This window comes from Sporosarcina sp. P29 (genome assembly GCF_002743265.1).
In the GTDB taxonomy this organism is placed as follows: Bacteria; Bacillota; Bacilli; order Bacillales_A; family Planococcaceae; genus Sporosarcina.
Genome location: NZ_PDYX01000005.1, coordinates 49,091 through 72,359 on the forward strand (window position 1 = coordinate 49,091; position 23,269 = coordinate 72,359).

20 protein-coding genes are annotated in these 23,269 nt (G+C 41.7%); 5 read left to right on the plus strand and 15 right to left on the minus strand.

Annotated features, from left to right (window positions below):
- Nucleotides 1–6: 6 nt before the first annotated feature.
- Nucleotides 7–1,386, plus strand: a complete 1,380-nt coding sequence (locus tag CSV68_RS06210) for an FAD-dependent oxidoreductase (protein ID WP_099661718.1) — start codon at nt 7–9, stop codon at nt 1,384–1,386.
- Between the two features lie 50 nt (nt 1,387–1,436).
- Here CSV68_RS06210 and CSV68_RS06215 read toward each other — a convergent pair whose 3' ends face one another.
- Together CSV68_RS06215 and CSV68_RS06220 are read right to left on the minus strand one after the other, a co-directional pair.
- The gene (locus CSV68_RS06215; RefSeq protein WP_099661719.1) at nt 1,437–2,363 is read right to left on the minus strand and encodes a manganese-dependent inorganic pyrophosphatase; all 927 of its coding nucleotides are present in this window, start codon (nt 2,361–2,363) and stop codon (nt 1,437–1,439) included.
- 53 nt (nt 2,364–2,416) lie between these two features.
- A complete protein-coding gene (locus tag CSV68_RS06220; protein ID WP_099633859.1) occupies nt 2,417–2,863 on the minus strand; it encodes an RrF2 family transcriptional regulator in 447 nt (148 codons plus the stop codon).
- A gap of 214 nt (nt 2,864–3,077) precedes the next feature.
- Between CSV68_RS06220 and hmpA the strand changes: the two genes are divergently transcribed.
- Complete coding sequence (gene hmpA, locus CSV68_RS06225; RefSeq protein WP_099633858.1) at nt 3,078–4,265, plus strand: NO-inducible flavohemoprotein; 1,188 nt, start codon at nt 3,078–3,080, stop codon at nt 4,263–4,265.
- Between the two features lie 42 nt (nt 4,266–4,307).
- On the opposite strand, the gene CSV68_RS06230 is transcribed toward hmpA, so the two are convergent.
- From CSV68_RS06230 to CSV68_RS06285, 12 genes are all read right to left on the minus strand, one after another.
- A complete protein-coding gene (locus tag CSV68_RS06230) occupies nt 4,308–5,357 on the minus strand; it encodes a YkvI family membrane protein (protein ID WP_099661720.1) in 1,050 nt (349 codons plus the stop codon).
- Between the two features lie 51 nt (nt 5,358–5,408).
- Nucleotides 5,409–6,005 (minus strand): DNA-3-methyladenine glycosylase, encoded by a 597-nt coding sequence (locus tag CSV68_RS06235; RefSeq protein ID WP_099633856.1) that lies wholly within the window; start codon nt 6,003–6,005, stop codon nt 5,409–5,411.
- Nucleotides 6,006–6,026: 21 nt separating this feature from the next.
- The gene (locus tag CSV68_RS06240; protein WP_099661721.1) at nt 6,027–7,763 is read right to left on the minus strand and encodes an ABC transporter ATP-binding protein; all 1,737 of its coding nucleotides are present in this window, start codon (nt 7,761–7,763) and stop codon (nt 6,027–6,029) included.
- Between the two features lie 20 nt (nt 7,764–7,783).
- Nucleotides 7,784–8,446 (minus strand): uracil-DNA glycosylase, encoded by a 663-nt coding sequence (locus CSV68_RS06245; RefSeq protein WP_099633854.1) that lies wholly within the window; start codon nt 8,444–8,446, stop codon nt 7,784–7,786.
- Nucleotides 8,447–8,554: 108 nt separating this feature from the next.
- Nucleotides 8,555–9,697 carry an MFS transporter gene (locus CSV68_RS06250; RefSeq protein ID WP_199168441.1) on the minus strand — a complete coding sequence of 381 codons (1,143 nt, stop codon included), beginning with the start codon at nt 9,695–9,697 and terminating at the stop codon, nt 8,555–8,557.
- Nucleotides 9,698–10,387: 690 nt separating this feature from the next.
- A complete protein-coding gene (locus CSV68_RS06255; RefSeq protein WP_099661722.1) occupies nt 10,388–11,350 on the minus strand; it encodes a siderophore ABC transporter substrate-binding protein in 963 nt (320 codons plus the stop codon).
- A gap of 33 nt (nt 11,351–11,383) precedes the next feature.
- Nucleotides 11,384–12,145 (minus strand): iron ABC transporter ATP-binding protein, encoded by a 762-nt coding sequence (locus CSV68_RS06260; protein WP_099633850.1) that lies wholly within the window; start codon nt 12,143–12,145, stop codon nt 11,384–11,386.
- The gene (locus CSV68_RS06265; RefSeq protein WP_099633849.1) at nt 12,142–13,092 is read right to left on the minus strand and encodes an iron chelate uptake ABC transporter family permease subunit; all 951 of its coding nucleotides are present in this window, start codon (nt 13,090–13,092) and stop codon (nt 12,142–12,144) included. Before CSV68_RS06265 ends, CSV68_RS06260 begins: the two co-directional genes overlap by 4 nt.
- A complete protein-coding gene (locus tag CSV68_RS06270; RefSeq protein WP_099633848.1) occupies nt 13,085–14,035 on the minus strand; it encodes an ABC transporter permease in 951 nt (316 codons plus the stop codon). The genes CSV68_RS06265 and CSV68_RS06270 overlap by 8 nt, the downstream gene beginning before the upstream one ends.
- Before the next feature lie 240 nt (nt 14,036–14,275).
- A complete protein-coding gene (locus tag CSV68_RS06275) occupies nt 14,276–15,121 on the minus strand; it encodes a DUF6612 family protein (RefSeq protein ID WP_099661723.1) in 846 nt (281 codons plus the stop codon).
- 269 nt (nt 15,122–15,390) lie between these two features.
- The gene (gene hflX, locus CSV68_RS06280; protein WP_099661724.1) at nt 15,391–16,659 is read right to left on the minus strand and encodes a GTPase HflX; all 1,269 of its coding nucleotides are present in this window, start codon (nt 16,657–16,659) and stop codon (nt 15,391–15,393) included.
- Between the two features lie 51 nt (nt 16,660–16,710).
- The gene (locus CSV68_RS06285; protein ID WP_099661725.1) at nt 16,711–17,412 is read right to left on the minus strand and encodes a VOC family protein; all 702 of its coding nucleotides are present in this window, start codon (nt 17,410–17,412) and stop codon (nt 16,711–16,713) included.
- Nucleotides 17,413–17,700: 288 nt separating this feature from the next.
- Here CSV68_RS06285 and nfsA point away from each other — a divergent pair, with 288 nt between their 5' ends.
- Both nfsA and CSV68_RS06295 read left to right on the plus strand, forming a co-directional pair.
- Entirely contained in the window at nt 17,701–18,432 is a 732-nt protein-coding gene (gene nfsA, locus CSV68_RS06290; RefSeq protein ID WP_099633844.1) for an oxygen-insensitive NADPH nitroreductase, read from the plus strand.
- Between the two features lie 22 nt (nt 18,433–18,454).
- On the plus strand, nt 18,455–19,648 hold the full coding sequence (locus tag CSV68_RS06295; protein ID WP_099661726.1) for a class I SAM-dependent methyltransferase: 1,194 nt from the start codon (nt 18,455–18,457) through the stop codon (nt 19,646–19,648).
- Between the two features lie 56 nt (nt 19,649–19,704).
- Here the strand turns inward: CSV68_RS06295 and CSV68_RS06300 are convergent, their stop codons facing one another.
- Nucleotides 19,705–20,889, minus strand: coding sequence for a MalY/PatB family protein (locus CSV68_RS06300; RefSeq protein ID WP_099661727.1), 1,185 nt, complete (start codon nt 20,887–20,889; stop codon nt 19,705–19,707).
- Nucleotides 20,890–21,035: 146 nt separating this feature from the next.
- Here CSV68_RS06300 and CSV68_RS06305 point away from each other — a divergent pair, with 146 nt between their 5' ends.
- Nucleotides 21,036–23,264 (plus strand): S-layer homology domain-containing protein, encoded by a 2,229-nt coding sequence (locus CSV68_RS06305; protein WP_158233501.1) that lies wholly within the window; start codon nt 21,036–21,038, stop codon nt 23,262–23,264.
- Nucleotides 23,265–23,269: the final 5 nt, after the last annotated feature.

The window sequence follows — 23,269 nt, forward strand, 5'->3', positions numbered from 1 at the left end:
GTCGGAATGAATGAATCTTTATGGCTTGCCACCGCTTATCCAAAGTCCGCATATCCAACAGTAGATGATGATATAACTTGTGATGTGTTAATCATCGGAGGCGGGTTGAGCGGTATAGCAAATGCTCATTTTTTATCTAAACAAGGAAAGGACGTTGTGTTGCTTGAGAAAAACAGTTTATTGCATGGAGCAACGGGAAATTCTACAGGTAAATTAACCGCCCAACATGACTTAGTATACGCGGACATGATTGAACAGTTTGGTGTGGAGAGCGCAAAACAATATTTCAATGCAAATGAACAGGCTGTTGATTTCGCTCGATCTATTGCGGAGGCGGATCAGCTACAAACTGCACACTCCGCGCTATATTCCCAAACAGCTGAAGGTACGGAACGCTTATTGGCAGAGAAAAAGGCATATGAAGCGATTGGGATTCCATTTACACTTGCAGGCAATGCATCCTATTTACCTTTTGAAACAGCTCACACTTTACTGATTGAAGACGAAGCTCAAATACATCCAGTACGTTTTGGGCAACAATTAGCACAGCTCGCTGTGAAACAAGGTGCACGTATTTTTGAACATGCACAAGTAGCTGCTCTGGATACGGATCGTCATTTTGTCAAACTGTCTTCATCTAAAGTAGTTAGTTATCGACAACTAGTTATCTGTTCCCATTATCCAATTGAAGCACTAGAAGGCATGCAAATTCTTAAACTGGATGTCGAGCGCTCCTATATTGCCGCGGCAAAAACAGATACTCCGTTTGATCATCAATATATCTCGGTTGATGAGCCGAAACGCTCGATACGGACAGCGACGATCGATGACCAATCTTACTTGTTGCTATGCGCTCAATCTCATCCTGCTGGCTCGGAAAAAGAAACTCAACTACATTACGACAGCCTAACAGAGGATATAAAAACGACTTTGGGGCATCCTGAAGTTGTCTACAAATGGTCGGCTCAAGATCCGTCCACACCTGATTTAGTGCCTTATGCAGGAGCTATTTCAAAGTCTTCGCCAGACGTCTATATTAGTACTGGCTATCGAAAATGGGGATTATCTAATTCATTAGCTTGTGCGGAAATTATCTCGGATGCGATTATCGGTCGCTCGAATGCCGCGAGCGAGTTATTCTCTCCTGGCAGAACAGATTTCGGCTCTTTATCTAGTCGCGCTTTACTATTAGCGGGACGTACCGTAAAGGAGTTTGCTGGTGGCCATATTGCGCGGACTGACTCCCCTATCTGTACGCATATGGGATGCCGCACCCGTTGGAATAAGGGAGACCAAACGTGGGACTGTCCGTGTCATGGATCACGTTTTCGTGCGGATGGAACCGTGTTAGAAGGTCCTGCCACACAGCCACTAGATTTAGGATAAAAAAACTGTCATAGAAGATCGGGCTACCGATTTCCATGACAGTATGGGGATTACGAAAGTGCTTCAGTCAATACAGGCACAATTTGCTTCTTACGTGAAACAATACCTTTTAACAATGCCGAATTATTATTGAATGCCACATTAAATGCAGATCCTGCACGTTCAGCTTCTTTTCCTAGCGCAATGATAACAGAATCGCTATTGATGATATCCGTCACAACAAACAGGAATAAATCTAGCCCTTTTTGTTCGATTACTTCATTTAATTCCGCTTCCAGTTCGTCTTGTCGACCAAGGATATCTTGCAAGTCTACTGCATTTACTTGTGCGATTTCCATTTTCACATCACCGAATACAAACTCTTTCGAATCCAGACTAGCCAAATCCTTTACAGGTATAGCGCTTAAGTCTGCTCCAGCTTTCAACATGTCCAAACCGTAGACAGCGGCATCTACTTCTGCAATCGCAGCAAGTTCTTCAGCTGCTGTCTTGTCTTGATCTGTAAATGTTGGAGATTTGAATAATAATGAATCCGATACAATTGCAGAAAGCATTAAGCCCGCAATGTTCTTTGGAATTGCAATGCCATGCTCTTTGAATAATTTGTTCAAAATCGTTGCCGTACAACCTACTGGCTCCGCGCGATAATACAATGGATCGCTTGTCTGGAAGTTCGCGATACGGTGATGATCAATCACTTCCAACACTTGTACATCATCCAAGTCATCCACACTTTGTTGTTTCTCATTATGATCGACTAAGATGACTTGAGATGTTTCAGGTGCCGCTTTTTCAATTAAGCGTGGTGCTTCAAAACCAAATGTTTCAAGCGCATACGCTGTTTCTTTTGTAATATTTCCTAGACGGACAGCTTCTGCATCCACTCCGATTTGTTGCTTGAGATAGGCATACGTAATCGCAGATGCGATAGAATCTGTATCCGGGTTTTTATGCCCAATGACTAACACTTTTGACATTTTTTAATTCCTCCTATTTCACTATGTTTACTCACTATATTCTACCACACTATTCAGGATTGACTAGTGGGAAATAGTAAAGAATGTATTTCTTCCTTATTGTGAAGGAAATCAGCAATCGTGTAACGGTCTAGCACTGCGAAGTACGCTTGAAGTGCTTCATATAATACACCCCTTAGCTGGCAGGCTTGCGATAACACACACATATTTTTATTTGGATCAAAACATTCGACTAAGTGAAAATCGTCTTCTGTTTTCCGAACTAGTTCCCCTACATTAATGCTATTTGGATCAACACTGAGACGAATTCCACCACCACGACCACGAATGGTTTCAATCAATTCCAGTTTTCCTAACTCATGGACTATTTTGGTGAGGTGATTTTTCGAGATTTGATAAGCATCCGAGATTTCTTGAACAGTGGATAATTTATCCGATTGCTTAGTAGCTAAAAAAATCAGAACTCGCAGCGAATAATCTGTATACATCGTTAAACGCATAATATCACCACTTTCTACTCCCTCCCCATTATAGCATTTTCAATTGAAAAATCATTGATTGACACTGAGCATTTCAGGCAAAAGCCTGACTACTTTTTGAATAGAATGTGACAACATTCACATTTCTTTTTTAAACATGTATTTATAATGTATCTTTTGGATTCAAATTGATTTATGATAGAGATATCAAATACGGAGAGGTTGTGCATTATAAATGTTAGATCAAAAAACTATCGACGTTATTAAATCCACAGTACCAGTATTAGAGGAACACGGAACAGCTATTACTACAGTATTCTATAAAAACATGTTCGTGGCTCATCCAGAATTATTAGATATATTCAACCACGCTAATCAATCCCAAGGGCGTCAGCAAACAGCTCTTGCAAACACAGTATACGCAGCAGCGCAACATATCGATAACCTAGAAGCCATTCTACCGGTTGTTGTACAAATCGCGCATAAGCACGTATCTCTTGGAATCTTGCCGGAACATTATCCAATTGTCGGAGAGTATCTGTTAAAAGCCATCAAAGAAGTACTTGGCGATGCAGCGACTCCTGAAATTATGGATGCATGGGAAGCCGCTTACGGTGTAATTGCTGGCGCATTCATCGGTGTAGAAAAAGATATGTATGCGAATACAGAGAAATCCGATGGCGGATGGCACTTATTCAAAGACTTTGAAATCATTGACAAAGTAGAAGAAAGTGACGTCATTACTTCATTTTACTTAAAACCTGTTGACGGCAAAAAATTACCATACTATTTGCCAGGACAATACATTACGATTCGTATGGAAATCCCAGGCGCGAAAAATATTGTCAACCGCCAGTACAGCTTGTCTCAAAAATCAAACGATGAGACTTTCCGTATCTCGGTTAAACGCGAAGATACATTATCACCAAACGGCGTAGTATCATGCTACTTGCATGAAAATGCGAGTGTAGGCGACATCGTGGAAGTGAGCCCACCAGCAGGTGACTTCTACTTAGATCCTACTGGTACAGCACCTGTTACTTTAATCAGTGGTGGAGTTGGTATTACACCAATGAAAGCTATGTATTCAACTATTGCAGACTTGTCTCCAGAACGTGAAGTAGCATTCTTGCACTCCGCACGTACACGTAGTCAACAAGCATTTGCGAATAAACTAGAGCAATTAAATGCAAAACTACCGAACTCTACGTACAAAGCTCTTTATTCAGAAGAGGGAGACGGCATGTTCACACGTGAGTTCCTGGAACAAAACGTTATTGCGGGCAGCGATGTCTATGTATGTGGACCAACTGGCTTCATGGAGTTCGTACTGCAACAACTTACTGCTATGGGTATACCTGAAGATAAACTTCACTTCGAGTTCTTCGGCCCGGCTGTAGCACTTCAATTACAATCTGTTTAAGCAGAAACAACCCCCGCGAATGAATCATTCGCGGGGGTATTTTTATATTCTCTTTGGCATACGAATCGAAGCCCTAATGAGTGCAATTACTAAAAACAGACCTAAATAGCCAACAACCGGATACAGTGTATTGACCAATTTTGTAAATCCAAAAAAGCTTAATGCATAGCCTATTACTAATGAAAATGCTACAAACAGCTTAAACTTCATCGTTCCACTTTGAATGAAGCGAGCACCAAACGCATAGAACATACTAACTGCTGTATTGAAGATCATGCCGTATAAAATAACTGCCATGAAGATCGCAAAGATTGGTGAAATATTATTGATAATGGCAAGCATCGGTAAATCTGCTCCCGCCACATTTTCCACTTGTGAAAAAATAGCCAAGTGACTTAACAGAATTAAAATACCTAACCCAAGCCCCCCTACAAATCCACCCCGTGCTGCAATCTTTTCATCTTTTTCCGCCCCACCCATGACAATAGCCATTGAAGCGCCTACCGCAATATTAAATGACACATAGTTAATTGCGGATATGAACCAGTTAGGCAATGTCGTTGGCAATGCTTTTGCAACAGGATCAAGAACTGCGAATGTTGTATCCATCGTGACGATACTGTAAACAGATACGGCAACTACTGTAATAATTAAAAACGGTGTCACACTCCCGATTATAGCCACCACTTTATCTACATTTAATAATATCGTCAAGAACACCAAGATGATCATAAGCAAACTACCTACAAACGTCGGCAAGCCAAATTGCTGATGTAAGTTGGCACCGGCACCCGCTAGCATCACTACACCCACGCCAAATAGGGTAAAAATGATAATACCATCCACAATTACACCTAAGTAGCGGCCACTAATTTTATAAATCACTTCTTTATGTGAAGGTGTTCGCATTCGACTTCCAAGACGTGTTAATGTCATGCCTAAGTAAGCGAATAGTGCCGTACAAATCACTGCGCCAATCATGCCTAAGTAACCGAAACTCGTAAAATACGTCATGATTTCATTACCGGAAGCAAATCCCGCCCCTACGATAATCCCAATAAACGCACTACCCATTCTCAATATTTTCTTCATAATTTCCCCTATTCTTCTCTATAACCACACAAATTCGAGATGTTCTATAATCTATTTTCTGTATTTTGAGACGAACGGGTTGTCTTTTTCATAGAAACGCCAAGGATAATGCACGGCTTCACCAGTGTTGCCAATCCCTACCCGCGGACCCGCTTCTATTTCAGCCTGTGGAAAGCCTTCTGCTATATAGAGAGGCCTCTGTGTCCAATGATGGCCGTAGTATGCCATCGTCACGCCAAGAGCTTTGGAGAGCTTGCCGGGCCCATTTGTAAGATCCGTTTCTTTCTTAATGTGTATGCCGCGGCGTTGTTGCATATGACTTACTCCCTCTATTGGTTCGCCCGCCCGTAGTAACACAGCATGCGGTGTTCCCTCTTGTGCACAGACAACATTCATTAGTGTGTGGGTATGCATCTGATATGTATAGACAGAACCAGGACGGCCAAACATCACTTCTGTGCGCTTCGTTCTCCGATTGCCATAACTATGCGCAGCACGGTCTTCAGCTCCGTGATACGCTTCTGTTTCCACAATTCTCACCACTGATAATCCTTCGGGTTGCTCATGGACAATATATTGTCCGACTAAATTACGAGCAAGTTCGAGTACGGGTACATTAAAGAAAGATGAATCAATCGGTTCATACATATTTTCTTCTCCCTTCAGTTTTCATGCCAATCCTTGTCCTCTCGCAAATTCACGGTAAAGATCATGTGTTTTCAATAGTTCGGCGTGATTTCCTCTACCGGTAATCTGTCCATTCTCTAAAAACAGTAATTGATCCGCATGCAATACAGTTGCCAGCCGGTGTGCAATAATAAGCGTAGTTCTGCCTTGCATCAAGTGGCGTAATGCTTCTTGTACATGTGTCTCCGAACCGCTATCTAAATTCGATGTAGCTTCATCTAACAATAAAATCTCAGGGTTATGCAATAAGGCACGCGCGATCGCAATACGTTGGCGCTGGCCGCCTGATAACTTCATACCACGCTCTCCTACCATCGTATCAAATTGATCCGGCATATCTTTGATGAATGTATACGCATTGGCTGCTTTTGCCGCTTCAATGATCTGTTCAAGGGGTGGTCTCTTTTCCAAACCGTACGCAATATTATCTACTATGGTTCCGCTCAATAACGGGCTTTCCTGCGATACGTAACCTATACGTTGGCGCCAATCAGATAACGGAATCATTTGGATTGGATCTGCTCCAAGCCGTATTTCCCCCGCAGTCGGTTGATAAAATCTCTCCATCAAGGAAAAGATTGTGGTCTTCCCTCCACCGCTTGGTCCGACGAATGCCGTTACAGTTCCTTTCTCAGCAATGAATGAAATTCCGTTCACTACTCCTTTTCCCTCTTCATATGAAAAATGAACATTTGAAAATGCAATGGCACCTTCCGTCTCCGATAAACGTTCACCGTCAGACGGCTCAGAATTCATTCGCAGAATCCCTTGAATTCTTTCTGTCGCCCCTACTGCTTTTTGAAATGAAGTGAAAAATTGAGCCATTTGTGCGAACGGCACGATAATCTGAAATAGCAAGAAAATAATTGCAACCAACGTTCCTGCAGATAATTCTCCTTTTGCAACTTGAGCTCCTCCATATCCGAGAATCACTACTAGGATGCCCATCATCGTCAACATCATGATAGGTGAAATAACCGCCTGGATTTTCGCTTCTTTCAGCCCATATCGGAATAGCGATTGAATGGCAACTTTGCCTTTCTCTCCTTCAGTAGGTTCTGCGCGGTATGCTTTCACTAAACGGATATCTCCAAGCACACGGCCAAGATGCCCCGAAAATTTTGCCATCTCAGCCTGTGTCGCTTTTGCTACTTTGTGCATTAGGCGCCCAAGCGGATACAAGATCGCCATACTTACAGGCACACTGATCAACATGATAATCGTCATCTTCCAATCGAGTACCAATAAAATAATGATCGCCCCAACAATCGAAATCATCCCCGAGATGAACGATACTAGGTGCTCTGAAACAAGGGATTTTAATACGGTCGTATCTTGCGTAATCCGACTCATCGTTTCACCCGTTTCATTTCGATCAAAATATGGAACAGGTAAGCGCAGTACTTTTTGCCATAATTGATTACGCAAATCCGCAACTACCGTCTCACCGATAAAGGCTAGCATATAGTAGGAGAAGCCTCCGGCGATTGCTTGTACCACGAATAAAACGAGCAGAAAAACACCCGTTTTCCAGTTCAATAATTCACTTGTAAACGAGTCCACTAAATCTTTAGTAATCAGTGGCACGGCTAGTCCCGCAGCTGTTTCAACTAGGGATAACAAGAGGGCAAAGATTGTTACAGCTACCGGCCAATGCAATGTCTTGACCAGGCTCATAAAGTTTTTAACGGATCCTTTAGGTTTTACTTGAGCATTCATGATGTTTCCTCATTTCTATCTCATTCAAACGGATGTTGCACTTTTCTTTGAAGGTATTCACCTATGCGGTGCCAATCGGCTTCCAAGTCAGGTCTAAGGGATGGGCGATAAAACACCGATGCCGGATGGAATGTCGGTAATATAGTGTACGATTCGTCCGTTAAACTATATTGTTTATCTTCTAATGCTGCTAAATATTGCACAGGTTGCGTCAGTACTTGCCCATGAAGAGCTGTAACCTTCGCATGTTTTCCTAGCAATCGTTGCAAGCCAATATTCCCTAGTGTTACGATGAGCTTTGGTTGAAGATTGGCTACTTCAAAATCGAGCACTTGCGCATGAGCCAATTGCTCTTTTTGTGTGGGTGGACGATTATACTTACGTTCCGTCAAACTACCATCCCGTTCTTTCTTTGTCCCCCATTTGTACGGTCTACTGCGAAACGAACTCGTCATATAAACATCTTCACGTGTTAACCCGATCGATGCAAGGGATTTCATCAATTCATCACCTGCACGACCGATGAACGGAACACCATGTATTGCTTCATGTTCCCCCGGTGCTTCTCCAATTAGTAAGAGTGTCGGTGATTTCGGACCTTCCCCGTGAACAAAGCCTTCTACTGGAAATCCTTCGCTGCGTTCTAAAGCTATACGCGCAATTTCATCTGGTACACGAAACATCGTATCCACTCCTTTCTGTAATTATAAAGGTTTCGATGTCGAATCAAAAATGTTAACCATCGAAAAAGCCGCCCCCATTTATGTAAAATGGAAACGACTTACTTTATACTATGTTAACTCAGTTTGTTTTGTTTCTGTTCCAAGGAAAATAACAGCCAGTACACCTACCATAATTGCTGCGCAGAATATGCCAAAGATAATTCCGAAGCCGTATCCTGCCGTTAACAAGGAACCAACGAGAAGCGGTCCGAAAATACCTCCTACACGCCCCACTGCAGCTGCAACCCCGGAGCCTGTCGCTCGGATCGCTGTAGGGTATTGTTCTGGAGAATAAGCATAAAGAGCTCCCCAAGCACCCAAGTTAAAGAAGGATAGAAACGCACCAGCCACCATCAACGTAGTCAATGTCTCCGCATTACCGAAAGCAAGAGCACTGAGCGCCGTTCCAAATAAATAGGTAGCGAGGACGAATTTACGCCCCATGCGCTCGATCAACCATGCGGCACTGAAATAACCTGGTAACTGTGCCAATGTCATCAATAATACATAGCCGAAACTCTTAATTAGACTAAAACCCTTGATCACCATAACGCTCGGTAGCCAGAGGAACATGCCATAATACGAGAAGACCACAGCAAACCAAACGATCCACAACATAATTGTCCGCTTTCTAAATGCAGGAGCCAGTAATTGCTTTAGTTTCTGTCCTGTCGTTTGCGATGTTTTTTCTTGCTCTTCAAACTTCTTGGAGTCAGGCAAATTACGTCGTAAGTAAATTGCATAAAATGCCGGTAGTGCTGTGATAATCAGAGCTACTCTCCAACCGAATTCCGGGATAACGAAATACGCTATTAAAGCCGCTATGAGCCAACCCGCTGCCCAAAAGCTTTCGAGTAAAACTACTACACGTCCCCGCTCTTTTGCAGACACGCTTTCCGAAACTAATGTAGAGGCAACAGGCAACTCTCCACCTAACCCTGCTCCTACTAAGAAACGCAAAGCTAAAAATGCCCATAATGTCGTTGTCAACGCAGATAAGCCACTCGCAACTGAAAATAAAACCAAAGTCATCATAAATACTTGCTTGCGCCCAATCCGATCGGCCAATAAACCGAATCCGAATGCTCCTATTGCCATACCGATGGAGTTTACGCTACCAATCCAGCCCATCTCAGTCGAAGTCAGATTCCACTCTACAGCTAATGCAGCAATAACAAATGACAGAATTCCAACATCCATCGCGTCGAACATCCAGCCTGTCCCAGCGATACCTAGTAATTTATTCCGAGATATTTCTTTCTTCTTCACAAGGCTTCTACCTTTCTATTGTGCAATCTTTATATGTCTTTACAGGTGTCATTATAGCACTTTTTATTTGTATTTGACTAGTTTTGTTTTTTGGTTTATTTTGGTGGTTTTGGATGTGGGCTGGGGCGAGCGAATGCGGAACATGATTGAGCGGGTAGGCCGAGGTAATGAGCGGATGCGGAACGTGATTGAGCGGGTAGGCCGAGGTAATGAGCGAATACGGAACGTGATTGAGCGGGTAGGCTAAGGTATGAGAGAATGCGGAACATGATTGAGCGGGTAGGCCGAGGTAATGAGCGAATGCGGAACATGATTGAGCGGGTAGGCCGAGGTAATGAGCGAATGCGGAACGTGATTGAGCGGGTAGGCTAAGGTATGAGCGAATACGGAACGTGATTGAGCGGGTAGGCCAAGGTAATGAGCGAATACGGAACGTGATTGAGCGGGTAGGCTAAGGTATGAGCGAATGCGGAACATGATTGAGCGGGTAGGCCGAGGGGATGAGCGGATTCTTAACACGATTGAGCGGCCAAACATTGTAATTGGGCTCAATCCAACAAATTAAAGCTAAAGAACAATCAACAAGCATATAAAAACCCCGGAAGACAGAGTCTCCCGGGGTTTCATTCGTTCTTATAGTCCAGCTTCTACTTCTTTGATCATTTCTTTGATTGATTGAAGCCCGCCACCAGATAGGTACCAGTATTCACCGTTCAAATAAACCATTTTGTCATTTTGGAATGCGTTTGTTTTCTTCACAAGATCGTTTTCAACAGAATCTTTTGCTGTTGCGCCGTTACCAATAGCTGCGTCACGGTCGATTATGAAGAGAATATCCGGGTTTGTTTCTAAGATATATTCAAACGTAATATTTTGTCCATGTGTAGAAACTTCAATTTTTTCGTCAGCGGGTTCAAAACCGAATACGTCATGTACTAGTCCGAAACGTGAGCTCGGGCCGTATGCACTTACTTTTCCTTCAGTTGCTAAGATGATCAATGCATTGCTGTCGATACCTTCAGTCTTAGTTTTGATGTCTTCGATGCTTGCATCTACATCTGCTAATTCAGTATTCATCTCATCTTCTTTATCGAAGATTGTAGCGACTTTGCCCATGTTCTCTTTGAAAGAATCCATGTAGTTAGCTGTATCAATACCCATGTAAACTGTTGGTGCAATTTCAGATAACTGATCATACAAGTCTGTTTGACGTCCAGAGATGAAGATCACGTCTGGCTTCATTGCATTGATTGCTTCAAAGTCAGGCTCTTTCAAACTACCAAGATTTTCATATTTCTCATCTTCGTATTTAGAAAGGTAACCTGGTACGTTTGATTGTGGAAGACCTGCAACTTCAATTCCTAGCTCATCCAACGTATCTAATGTTCCAAAGTCAAAAACGACTACCTTTTCAGGGTTCTTTTCAAGTGTTGTTTCACCAAGTTCATGTGTAATCGTTACTTCCTTGCTTTCTTCAGCTGGCTTGTCTTCAGGTGTTGCATTGTCTGCAGGTTTTTCTTCGTCTTTCGCACCGCCACAAGCAGCTAGTGCAAGCATTAAGATTAATGCGAATAGGGAAAGGGTAAGTTTCTTCATTTCAGTATAATTCCTCACTTTTTATGATTTATTTTAAGAGTTAAAATACACACAAATACGGCAATCTTTCATTTGTTGAATCGGGATTTCCATATCATAAATTTCACGTAATGAATCTGAGGTAATAATATCGTTTGTTACTCCGTCCTTGACGACTTTTCCGTTTTTCAACGCAACGATACGGTCTGAATAGACAGAGGCAAAGTTGATGTCATGCAAGACGATGACCACCGTTTTGCCAAGATCGTCGACTAGTTGGCGCAAGATTTTCATGATTTGCACGGAGTGTTTCATATCCAGGTTATTCAGTGGTTCATCGAGCAAGATATAGTCGGTGTCTTGTGCAATCGTCATCGCAATGAAAGCTCGCTGACGCTGACCGCCGGATAATTCATCCAAATAAGCTTCTTGCATGTCTGTCAGGCCCATATACTCCAACGCCTGATCCACCATCCGCTCATCTTCTTCCTGAAGACGGCCCTTACTATGCGGGAAACGGCCGAACGAAACAAGTTCACGGATGGTAAGTTTGACATTCATAAAGTTGGATTGCTTTAAAATCGCGACGCGCTTAGCAAAATCATTGGATTTCATATCTTTCACTTTGCTTTTATCGAGCAATACCTCGCCCGTGTCGGCATCCATTAAACGACTTACCATTGATAGAAGAGTAGATTTACCAGCCCCGTTCGGTCCAATGAAAGATGTGATTTTTCCACGGTGAATATTTACACTGACCTTTTCGACGACTGCTTTTTTCCCATAAAACTTCGTTATCTCACGAACTTGAATCATGAAGATCGACTCTCCTTTAATAATAAGTAGATAAAGTAAATGCCACCGACAAAGTTAATGATCACACTGAGTGTGGTCGAGAAAGAGAAAAGACGTTCAACGATCCATTGACCGCCTACTAATGCAATGACACTCATCAACGCAGCACCAGCGATTAACACTGAATGCTTGAACGTGTTGAAGAATTGGTAAGACAAGTTGGCTACAATTAGCCCGAAGAAAGTAATCGGACCTACAAGTGCAGTGGACACCGCAATCAGTACTGCCGATAAAATCAGCATGATCTTGACGACCGACTGATACGGCACACCTAGATTGATAGCTGTATCGCGTCCCAATGATAAAACATCGAGTTCATTGATATAGCGCCAACCGATAACAAGTGTGATAACCAATATCGATAATGCCCACCAAACGAGATCACCATTGATATTGTTGAAACTCGCAAACATCTTATCTTGCACACGCAAGAATTCATTCGGATCGATCATCACTTGCAGGAATGTCGATATACTTCCGAAAAATGTACCTACGATGATGCCGACTAGTAATAAGAAATAAATCGGCCTATTCCCTTTACCAAATAAAAAGTGATAAAGCAGCAAGGCGAATAATATCATCGCACCTACCGACAGCATGAAGTTAAACTGCTGGTTGACCAGTACAAATGATGTAGATCCGAAAAAGAAAATGAGTACGGTTTGCAGCAGGATATAGAGTGAATCCAATCCCATGATACTTGGTGTCAAAATGCGGTTATGTGTGATTGTCTGGAAAATAACTGTGGAATATGCCACTGCTACACCTGTTAAAATCATAGCCACGACTTTGACTGCTCTTCTAGGAAGTGCATAGTCATAGCTGCCGTTCAAACCTTGAAATAGATACAACCCGCAAAAGACTAATGAGAATGCCAATAAAATTAGCAGTTTCGTTGAGTTACGCATAGGCTTTCCCCCTAAACAACAAGAACAGGAAGATTGCGCTTCCGATGACACCGACCATTAAACTGATCGAGATTTCATATGGGAAGATAATAACCCTGCCTAGAATGTCACAGATAAGAAGGAAGATTGCACCTAGCAATGCGGTATGCGGCAATGTCTTTTGCAGATGGTCTCCTTTGAAAATCGAGACGATGTTCGGAATGATTAACCCTAGGAAAGGAATCAGACCTACTGTCAATACAACGGTTGTCGTAATTAGTGCCACTAAGATCAGTCCGATATTGACGATACTCTTGTAAGCGAGTCCTAAGTTCTTGGAGAAGTCTTCTCCCATACCCGCCACTGTAAATCGATTCGCATATAAATATGTAATGATCAACACAGGTACACTTATATACAAAAGCTCATAACGACCTTTCATGATCATAGAAAAGTCTCCTTGAAGCCAAGCCGACATATTCTGGATCACGTTTGCTTTAAATGCAAAAAATGTGGCGATGGAAGATAAGATATTCCCAAACATCAATCCGACTAGCGGAATGAAAATCGCATCTTTAAATTTAATACGATCAAGAATTTGCATAAACAAGAATGTACCAAGTAAGGCGAATGTAAATGATACCGCCATTTTTTCTAATAGTGTCGCGTTGGTAAATATCAACATGGACACTAAGATTCCAAGTTTAGTCGCATCCAACGTTCCTGCTGTAGTAGGAGAGACAAATTTATTGCGGCTCAGTTGTTGCATAATCAAACCTGCAATACTCATCCCTGCACCTGCAAGCAATATCGCGACTAATCGTGGAACACGACTTATTAAGAATATTTCTGTTGCTTCCGAGCGCCAGTCCAATAGGTCCGCTGGTGTGATTCGGCTTGCACCGACAAACAGCGAAAGAAATGATAAAAGTATAACTGCTGTAATTAAGTAACGTTTCTTCATGAAGAACTCCGATATCGAATATTTGAGCATTTCTCACTTAAATGAAAATGATTATCATTCGCTCAAGAACAACATTACCGCGTTTAGCATATGATGTCAATATCTAAATGAAAATCGTTATCAATACTTTTCACTAATTGACGATTACGGGACTAATGCACCGTTATTTATTCATCCATATGAGATCATACGAAAAAACCGTTTTCCGTATGACACGGAAAACGGCGTATTCATTTACTGTTAATCCATTTCTTTAGCACTATCCAGTATTTCTTTCGGTACTTTGATTTCATCAATCTCATTGATCTTGGTCATAGTACCTTTAATATTCTGTGTGACTTTAACTTGCTGGCCTTGTTCCTCCATTGCCATGATCATATCCATGTCAAAGTCTTTTGTGAAGAATGTCTTTTTATCGATAGTAAATTGCAGATCAATTTTTTCAACTTTCATATCGACGTTATCCAACTTCGCTTCATCTGCTTCCGCTGGCATGTTCTGATCCAACATCTCTTTCATAAGCTCACTGAATTTTTCACCGGAGCCTATCAACGTTAGAACATATTCATCGTCGGTCTCTTCAAATGTAAAGTCTTCTGCATATTCCTCATACATAGTGAAGTCCACTGGTGATTCAGTCATTCCTGCTGTTTGACCGGTGACTTCTTTATACATTTCATTCGGCAATTTGATCCAACTACCTGACTCTGGATTCTTCATGAAGAAGCCTTCTTGAGTCATATATTGTTCTATCGCTATTTCTTCACCATTAGCTTGCATATTCATCGTTTGACGAATTGCGAGCGGTTCAAGAATCATATCCATCTCAATTGTTGAATTCATTTCTTTTTTCTCATCGCCCATTTCTAACGTTTGCATAATGTCCATATCCGAATGCATGCTTTGCTGGGTTTCAGCTGCTGCACTCGCTTTTTCCATTACTTCACCCGCTGTTAGGTCACTTTTGACGACCACTTCTTCTTTTTTTCCTGTCATAGGATCTTCTTTAGGTTCAGCAGTTTGGCCGCAGGCACTTAAAACAAACGCTAACGTCCCTGCAGTGAGAATGGTTGTCCATTTTTTCATACAGTCCATCACTCCTTATATATTGTTCTCGCTTTGTTGTGCGGTTAGTTAAGATAGATCTTCAAATCCACCTATTGTATGAAGCATGAAATACAAATTAGTAGGCAATATCAACGATTATCTAACATGTTTTTTCTTGTTTTTTATCAAGAGGTTTAAATTCTTAGTAATCGGGCAAACTAGAAGCATCCCACCCCCTTTCTCTTCTTATAAAGATAAAAGGATTTGGCTGCATGCAATGCGCATGCAGCCCTTTTTTTTATTTACATTCACTTCATTATGAATTCTTGTAGGCGTTCACATTCACTTTCGGGCATTTCCACGGTCATCAATGTACCTTCTTCTTCGTATGCTGTATCTTTAATCGAGGCATTTTCATTGAGATGTGCAACAATTTCTCCACGATCGTATGGAATCATTATTTTACAAGTGACATATTGTCGGAACAAGTTTTGCTGAATCAATGTTAATAATTCAGGTATGCCTTTATTTTCGCCAGCTGACATCCAAATACTTTGATCTTTTGTACGCGGATAGGCGATTTCAGTTAAGTCTGATTTATTATATATGTTGATAGTAGGAATACTCTTTACTCCTATATCCCCTAGTGTTTCATTGGTCACATCCATCATATGACCGTGTTCTTCATCGGAAACGTCCACAACATGCAACAGTAAATCGGCATTCTTGGCTTCTTCTAGTGTCGAACGGAATGCTTGGACAAGATGGTGAGGAAGTTTGGATACGAATCCTACGGTATCTGTTAAAATAAACTCTTTTTTATCTTGCAGTTTGATTTTTCTTACAGCGGTTTCGAGCGTTGCGAATAGCATGTCTTTTTCACTAACTTCTTTGGATTCATCCACATCTGTATATTGCAGCAACCGATTCATTAACGTGGATTTCCCAGCGTTTGTATACCCCACGATCGACACAACAGGTATGCCGCTTCTGACACGCTGTTTCCGCTGCGTTTCCCGTTGATCACTTACATGCTCTAGCTCACGGCGAAGCTTCGCGATCTGATCTTCAATTTTCCGACGATCGAGCTCTAGCTTTGTTTCACCCGCCCCTTTATTCTGTAAGCCGCCTCCTGTGCCACCACCTTGCCTACTGAGTGATGCACGAAGTCCTACGAGTCGCGGTAATGTATATTGTAGTTGCGCCAATTCGACTTGCATCTGTGCTTCTCTATTGCGCGCGCGCCTCGCAAAAATATCCAATATAAGCATAGTACGGTCAATAATTTTGCACTCTAGATCTCTCTCCAGATTTCGTAACTGGGAAGGCGATAATTCATCATTGAAGATTAATAAATTAGCTCCGGTTTCTTCATACACTTCACGAATTTCACCAATCTTTCCTTTCCCAATATAAGTAGATGGGTTTTTCCGTTCCAAGTTCTGTGTCACTTCACCTATGACTTCCACATTGATTGCTTCTGCCAAATTCTTCAGTTCTTCCATCGCATATTCGAAGTGCAAATCCTTTTGTTCGTGCACTCCAACTACTACGGCCTTTTCAATTAACACATCCATGCTAGTATCCCCCCGACATCTTTCTATATAGTTTACCCTTCGTTCTGTTTGCTAATCGTTCGATATGAAATGAACTTCCGCCAAACGTTGCACCGTTTCACTTTTTTCTATAAAGTGCAAGACCATGTCTCCGATTCGAATATCATGTGCATCGCCGACTTTTTGCGATAATAATACCGCCCATTCACCTGCTTCTTGCAAAGGTTCTTCCACATGAAAAACACATTCTGAAACTTTTCGCTGTGGATGGAAAGTCGTTCTTGCACCAGTCTTGGCGAGACGAGCTTTTCGCTGTGCTTCGGGTTCTTCCCATTCAATGAAAAACGGATACGGCAATTCATTGGAGACAGTTTGTTCGATAAACAACATCTTCCATCGAAGCAACTCACCGTTTTCTGTTTTTCGTGAGGCATTGAGGATTTTTGTTGTAGTGAAACCTTTGTTATCGAGTTCATCTTTCCATTGTTCCATATCTTCAACCGAAAAGCATACATTCGCCCAGCCATCTCCGTATTGCTGATCATGAAAGTAATGTGCAATGAGTGGCAAATGCGCTGCCGCCACCCTCGCTTTGTCTTCGTCCTCTACTGTCAGCCATTCGATATAGGCATTATCAACATATAATAATGCGTTTGCTGTTCCCCAGTCTTCATGCTGTCCACCCGCTACTGTCCGTTTACCTTTTGCACGTTGCTCTTTAACAATGCTCTGTACATCATTCTGGGTGAAATAGACAATATGGTCGAGTTTCATAGTAAGCCCTCCCTCCTCAATAGATGATTTCCCTCTATCATATCAAACCTGTCTTACCAAACGGGATTCACCGACCTATCCCGTAAATGAAAGTCCCGCTACATTCCTACTGTTTTTGGACAACGAATATACGATGCGAGACAATGATGCAATATAACCTCTCATAGTATGAGAACAGCTACAATCTAAATAAGCTTCAGTGTTTCCCGAAAGGTCAGAATAGTGTAGGATAAAAGAAGAGTTTCAGGAGTATTTATGTCCTGATGATAACGAATGCGGAGGGATTGTATGGTAATCGATTTATTAAAATCTCACTCATCGGTTCGTCGTTACAAAGATGAGCCGATTTCAAGAGAAACAGTTATGGAACTAGTTAAAGCAGGTCAGCACGCAGCAAGTTCTCACTTCGTGCAAGCCTGTACCGTAATGTATGTAACAGACACTGAAAAACGCGGTCAATTAGCTGAGCTATCCAAGAACCGCCGCCAATTCTATACAGCCGGTGCGGTATTAGTATTTTGTATGGATTATAACCGCTTATCTCACGCTGCTCGTTTACATGGTCAGGAAATCGACTATACCGTAGTAGAGAATGTGCTAGTTGGCGCGGTCGACGTTGGTCTATTCGCACAAAATGTCGTCATTGCTGCCGAATCCAAAGGCTACGGCATTTGCTATATCGGCGGCGTACGGAATGCGATGGAAGAAATTTCAGAAGTACTGGAATTACCGAAAGGCGTTGTGCCTCTATTCGGATTGTCTATCGGTGTTCCAAATGAATCCAATGGAGTCAAACCACGTTTACCTGTAGAAGCCGTTTTGCATGAAAACACGTATAACGAAGAACAGTACACTGATCTATTACCAGCTTATGATGAAATCATGAAAGAATACTATGCAAGCCGTGACTCCAATCAACGTGATGCAATGTGGACAAAAGAAATGGCCGATTTCCTTGAATCACCAAGAAGAACGGATCTCCAGGCATTCTTAGAAAAACAAGGATTCTTATTGAACTGAAGACAGACAGGAGTGTCAAACAATGTCAATAGATGACGTGCTGGAACTACTCCAGCGACGCATGGCAGATGGAACATTCATCCGTGCCACAATTAGTGGGCCACGAATGAAATCCAATGATGTGAAGCGAATTAAATTAAAACCGCTTGAACTAAAAGGTGAATTTTATATTCAATTTGAATATCAACATGAACGTGTTCTGAAGCATGACAATGTGGCGCTAGAAGACGTGGCGCAGCCCTTGCACGAGGCTTTGGAAAACTTTAAGCAATTCCACATTGATTTGTCAGATGAAACGATGCAGATTCAAATATCCAAGAAGATGAAAGTTTCTATTAAACGAATTTTCCTCAATACCGAAAAGACAGTAGACTATGCGCATAATCGTACGAAGAATTATGCATTGCATGAAGGCACACCTTACCCATTTCTCATTCGCCTTGGTGTTCAAACACCCGAAGGTAAGGTTAAGAATCAAAAACATGATAAGTTCCGTCAGATCAATCGCTTCGTCGAACTGATTGATGACACGCTTTCCCACTTGCCAAAAGACCGTCCGATTCGCATACTCGATTTCGGATCAGGTAAATCTTATTTGACGTTCGCACTGTATCATTACTTGCGAATCGAAAAAGGTCTGGATATTCGGGTGACGGGATTAGATCTGAAAAAAGAAGTCATTGAAGAATGTCAAGAAATCGCACGTGATCTGCAATACGATCAGCTGGAATTTCTAGTAGGCGATATCAATGAATATGATGGGGATACCGCAGTCGATATGGTCGTCACGCTTCATGCATGTGACGTGGCTACGGATATGGCATTGGCTAAAGCAGTTAACTGGGGGGCTTCCGTCATCCTATCTGTTCCTTGTTGTCAGCATGAGCTGTTTTCACAAGTTCATGCTCCGGCACTCGATATCATGTTGCAACATGGCCTAGTAAAGGAACGTTTTGCTGCACTCGCAACCGATTCCATCCGCGCAGAGTTGCTAACATTAGTTGGTTATGAAGCACAACTCGTCGAGTTCATCGATATGGAGCACACACCGAAGAACATCTTGATACGCGCTTACCGGACTACTAAACAACCAACTGTTGCGCAAATTGATCGTTACACAGCATTCAGGAATATGTTGCAGGCGAAGCCTTTCCTGGAGAATGAACTGAAGCCTTTGCTTGGTTTTCTACCGACAAATGACAATTACAGTATATAATAGCGAAAAGATCACCTCTACGTCATATTGACGAAGCGGTGATCTTTTTATATTACTTATGATTGTGGCAAGTGCTCGATGATAGTATCCACTGCCTGCTTAATATAATGTGGTTTCGTTCCAAGGTTCAAACGAATGAAGCCTTTTGAGTTTTCCCCAAACCACTCTCCGTAGTCAATTGCTAGTTTACATGTATCTTGTACGAATTCCTTTACACCATCCGGCTGGATATGTGCACGCAAGTCAATCCATAATAAGTACGTTCCCTCTAACGGCGTAACGATTAACTTAGGCGCATGCTCCGCGAACTGTTCAACCGCATAGCGTTCATTAGATTTCACGACTTCTCGTAACCCTTCAAGCCAGTCCACCCCATGATTATAAGCCGCTTCTGCAGCCGTCATTCCTAGCATATTGACTTCTGTTTGATTCACGGAATTCACATACGTATCGAACTGCTTTAGTAACGCTTCATTTTCAATAATGATCTGGGATGTTAACAAGCCTGCCAAGTTGAATGTTTTCGAAGCAGAAGTTACCGTAATAACACGCTCTGCGTACTTCCCTCCAGAGACAATTGCAGATGGTATATGTGTATGATCGCCAAACGTCATATCATGATGGATTTCATCCGATACAATCAACACGTCATGCTGTTCACAGATTGACAGGAGTTTTTCCGCTTCCTCTACCGTCCATACACGGCCAACGGGATTATGCGGTGTACAATGAATGAATAGTTTCACGTCATTCTCGATTATTTGCTTTTCAAAGTCTTCAAAATCGATTGTGTAAATACCTTCCGTATTAATAAGTTCGCTACTTATCAGTGTACGACCCGTATCTTTCACTGCGTTGGCGAAAGGATAATAGACCGGGGATAGAATAATCACTGCATCCTGAGGTTTTGTAAATGCATTTACAAACCAGTATAATGCCGTCACGACGCCTGTCGAAAAACGCATCCATTCTTCTTTCACTTCATAACCATGACGCTCACGTTCCCAATTAATAAACGCTTCAAAATATGATTCAGGTGCATATGTATAGCCGAACACCCCAAAATCCACTTTTTCTTTCAATGCCTCTATCACTTGCTCTGGTGCTTTAAACTCCATATCCGCTACCCAGGCAGCAAGTAAATCTGCATCACCGAAACGTTCCTCAAGCTTGTCCCATTTCAGCGAGTTCGTACCCTTTCGATCAATTGCATAACGCTCTAAAAACTGTTCTTTATTCATATAGAAACCTCCTCTATTATCATCTTTATAGTAGTCATTCTATTCCGATTGTATCATATGTCCCTATTTGCTTCCTACGTTGTCGTTATGATTTATTTTGGGGTATACTAGAGTATTGAAGCAACATTTAGGTGGAGGTTATGAACGTGAGAAAATGGAATACCGCAATGGGTTTACTAGCACTACTTTTCATTTGTTCCATTCAGTCTGTCAGCGCACAAACGACAGATATAAAATATATAGATGTCCCTAATCATCACTGGGCGAAAAATGAAATAATGCAGCTGGATGAAATGAAAATCATTACAGGCAATTTCGATATGCAGTTCCATCCTGAAACACCGCTAACAAAGGGTCAAGCTGCTGTCTCTTTATCTAAAATTTTCGGATCAAAATTTATTGATAAATCTTATGGATTTTCAGATATCGCATGGGGATCGGATAAAGCACGTTTTGCTTCGACCGCTGTCGAGAACGGCTGGATTCAACCAAGCAAACAAGGTGTTTTCGGCTTTGACGAACCATTGACGAAGACAGAACTATGGAATTCATTCATTACGGCTTTTGATATGGAAAAGGACTTTGGTAAAGTGTTATCTACTAGCTGGCCTTCTAGTTTGGATAGATCAACGCTGAAAAACATTCCTGTTTATACGTTTCCTCAAGTAGAGGAGTTTCTTCATTACGGCGACTCGCTCGTATCCAGAGCATACTTTTCAAAAGCATTGCACCGGATACTAGTAGAAACTAATCGTATTAAGCAACCAAAGCAGTTCACACTTTCCACTCCGGAAGAGTCTGTTACCTATAGAAAAAGTGTTCCCGATACTTATTTAGGAAGTGTTCCGTTCAGTACACACCCTCTTTATTTGCGCTCCAAGGATGCCTTTGAATATAAAGAATTTACACAAACTGATTATGGGTTTTCACGTGATAGTACCTATACGTATGCCGTTGGAAAAGAAGGAGCAGAAATTAAATTAACTGTTCGTGAATTACCTAATAAAGATGTATTTGTATTCTCGGAACTAAATAATCCAACAGACGAATCTATTACGGTAGAAGTACTTCAAAAGGAAGAGGATGTTGCGCGTATTAATTTATTACGCTATGATCGCTATCCACTCATGCGTGAAAACACAGATTTGGCTGATGCTGATATGACCACTTATCCGACAGGTCTGTTGCGCTTCATCAAGACAGATGGCACAGTAGAAGAGCGGATGATTGGACAGGCTTATCAATCCAAAAAATTATCCCTTCGCTATGATAATAACGAACAAAGCGTCTCGCGTGAACTTCTTGAAGAGCAAGAGAATTTCTCCTATGCATTAGCTGGAAAAACACTGCTATCCTCTTATACACTACACGCCAACACAGGGGAAATTGCTGACCACTGGTATGTCGATTCAGACGAGCAGTTGTTTAATTCAAAGAATGATATATTCAAGTGGATGAGAGAAACTAGTCAGAATCACAAAAAGCGGAATAAGTGGTACACAGCTGAAGGCTCGTATAATAAACTGGCTGACTCGACTGAACCGATGCCCGTTACAGGTCAAAACTACGGTCGAAATTTATTGATGCTTAAAGAAGATCGCGCATTGACACTTTATCATGAAAATAAAGGACGTTACTATGAGAATCTGGTCTATAATGCCTTCGTCAACTTGAAAAACTTTAAACAGGACAAAGACTACTGGGAAACGGAAGTAACAAGTACGTATCTTAAAAACTTATATGATATTCACGCACCATTTATTGATACGCGTTTCAATGAACAAATCGCTTTATTCTATTATAATATCGGCGATGAGTTTGGAATTCCTTCTGCGAATGAACCACTGCGTGATTATGCTGACCTTCTCGTTTCCCAGCAAGGTAAAGGTAATATTAATCGAGTAGCCAGTGATGCGTATTATATTGCAGACTACTTTCCAATAAAACAGCAAGTCACTACCCATACATCCATGAACCATGCACTCGGTGGTATGAATATTTTACTCATGTCTTACCAGGAGTTCGGGGATTGGAGATATCTTCAAACCGCACGTAATATCCAGCGAGCCATCGTCTATCAAAAAGATAAATGGATTCGTGATTCCGGAGATATTTGGTATAAAATCTCTCCAGAATCCACTTTCGAAGGCGATGATTATAAACATCTGACGCTAGAAGATTTAATTGAGTCCTATCAACTTTGGCAACAAATTGATCCTAGTTACTTGCCTACGCTAAAGCAACTAATTATTTCTAAAGCCACCTTCTTATCCAATGAAAAACTCGGCTATACGACGAAGATTAAAAAAGGCTTGAAAGATATTGGATTGTACGAGTATTTACCCGATGGCGATGAAGTTACCGACGCATTATAAAATAT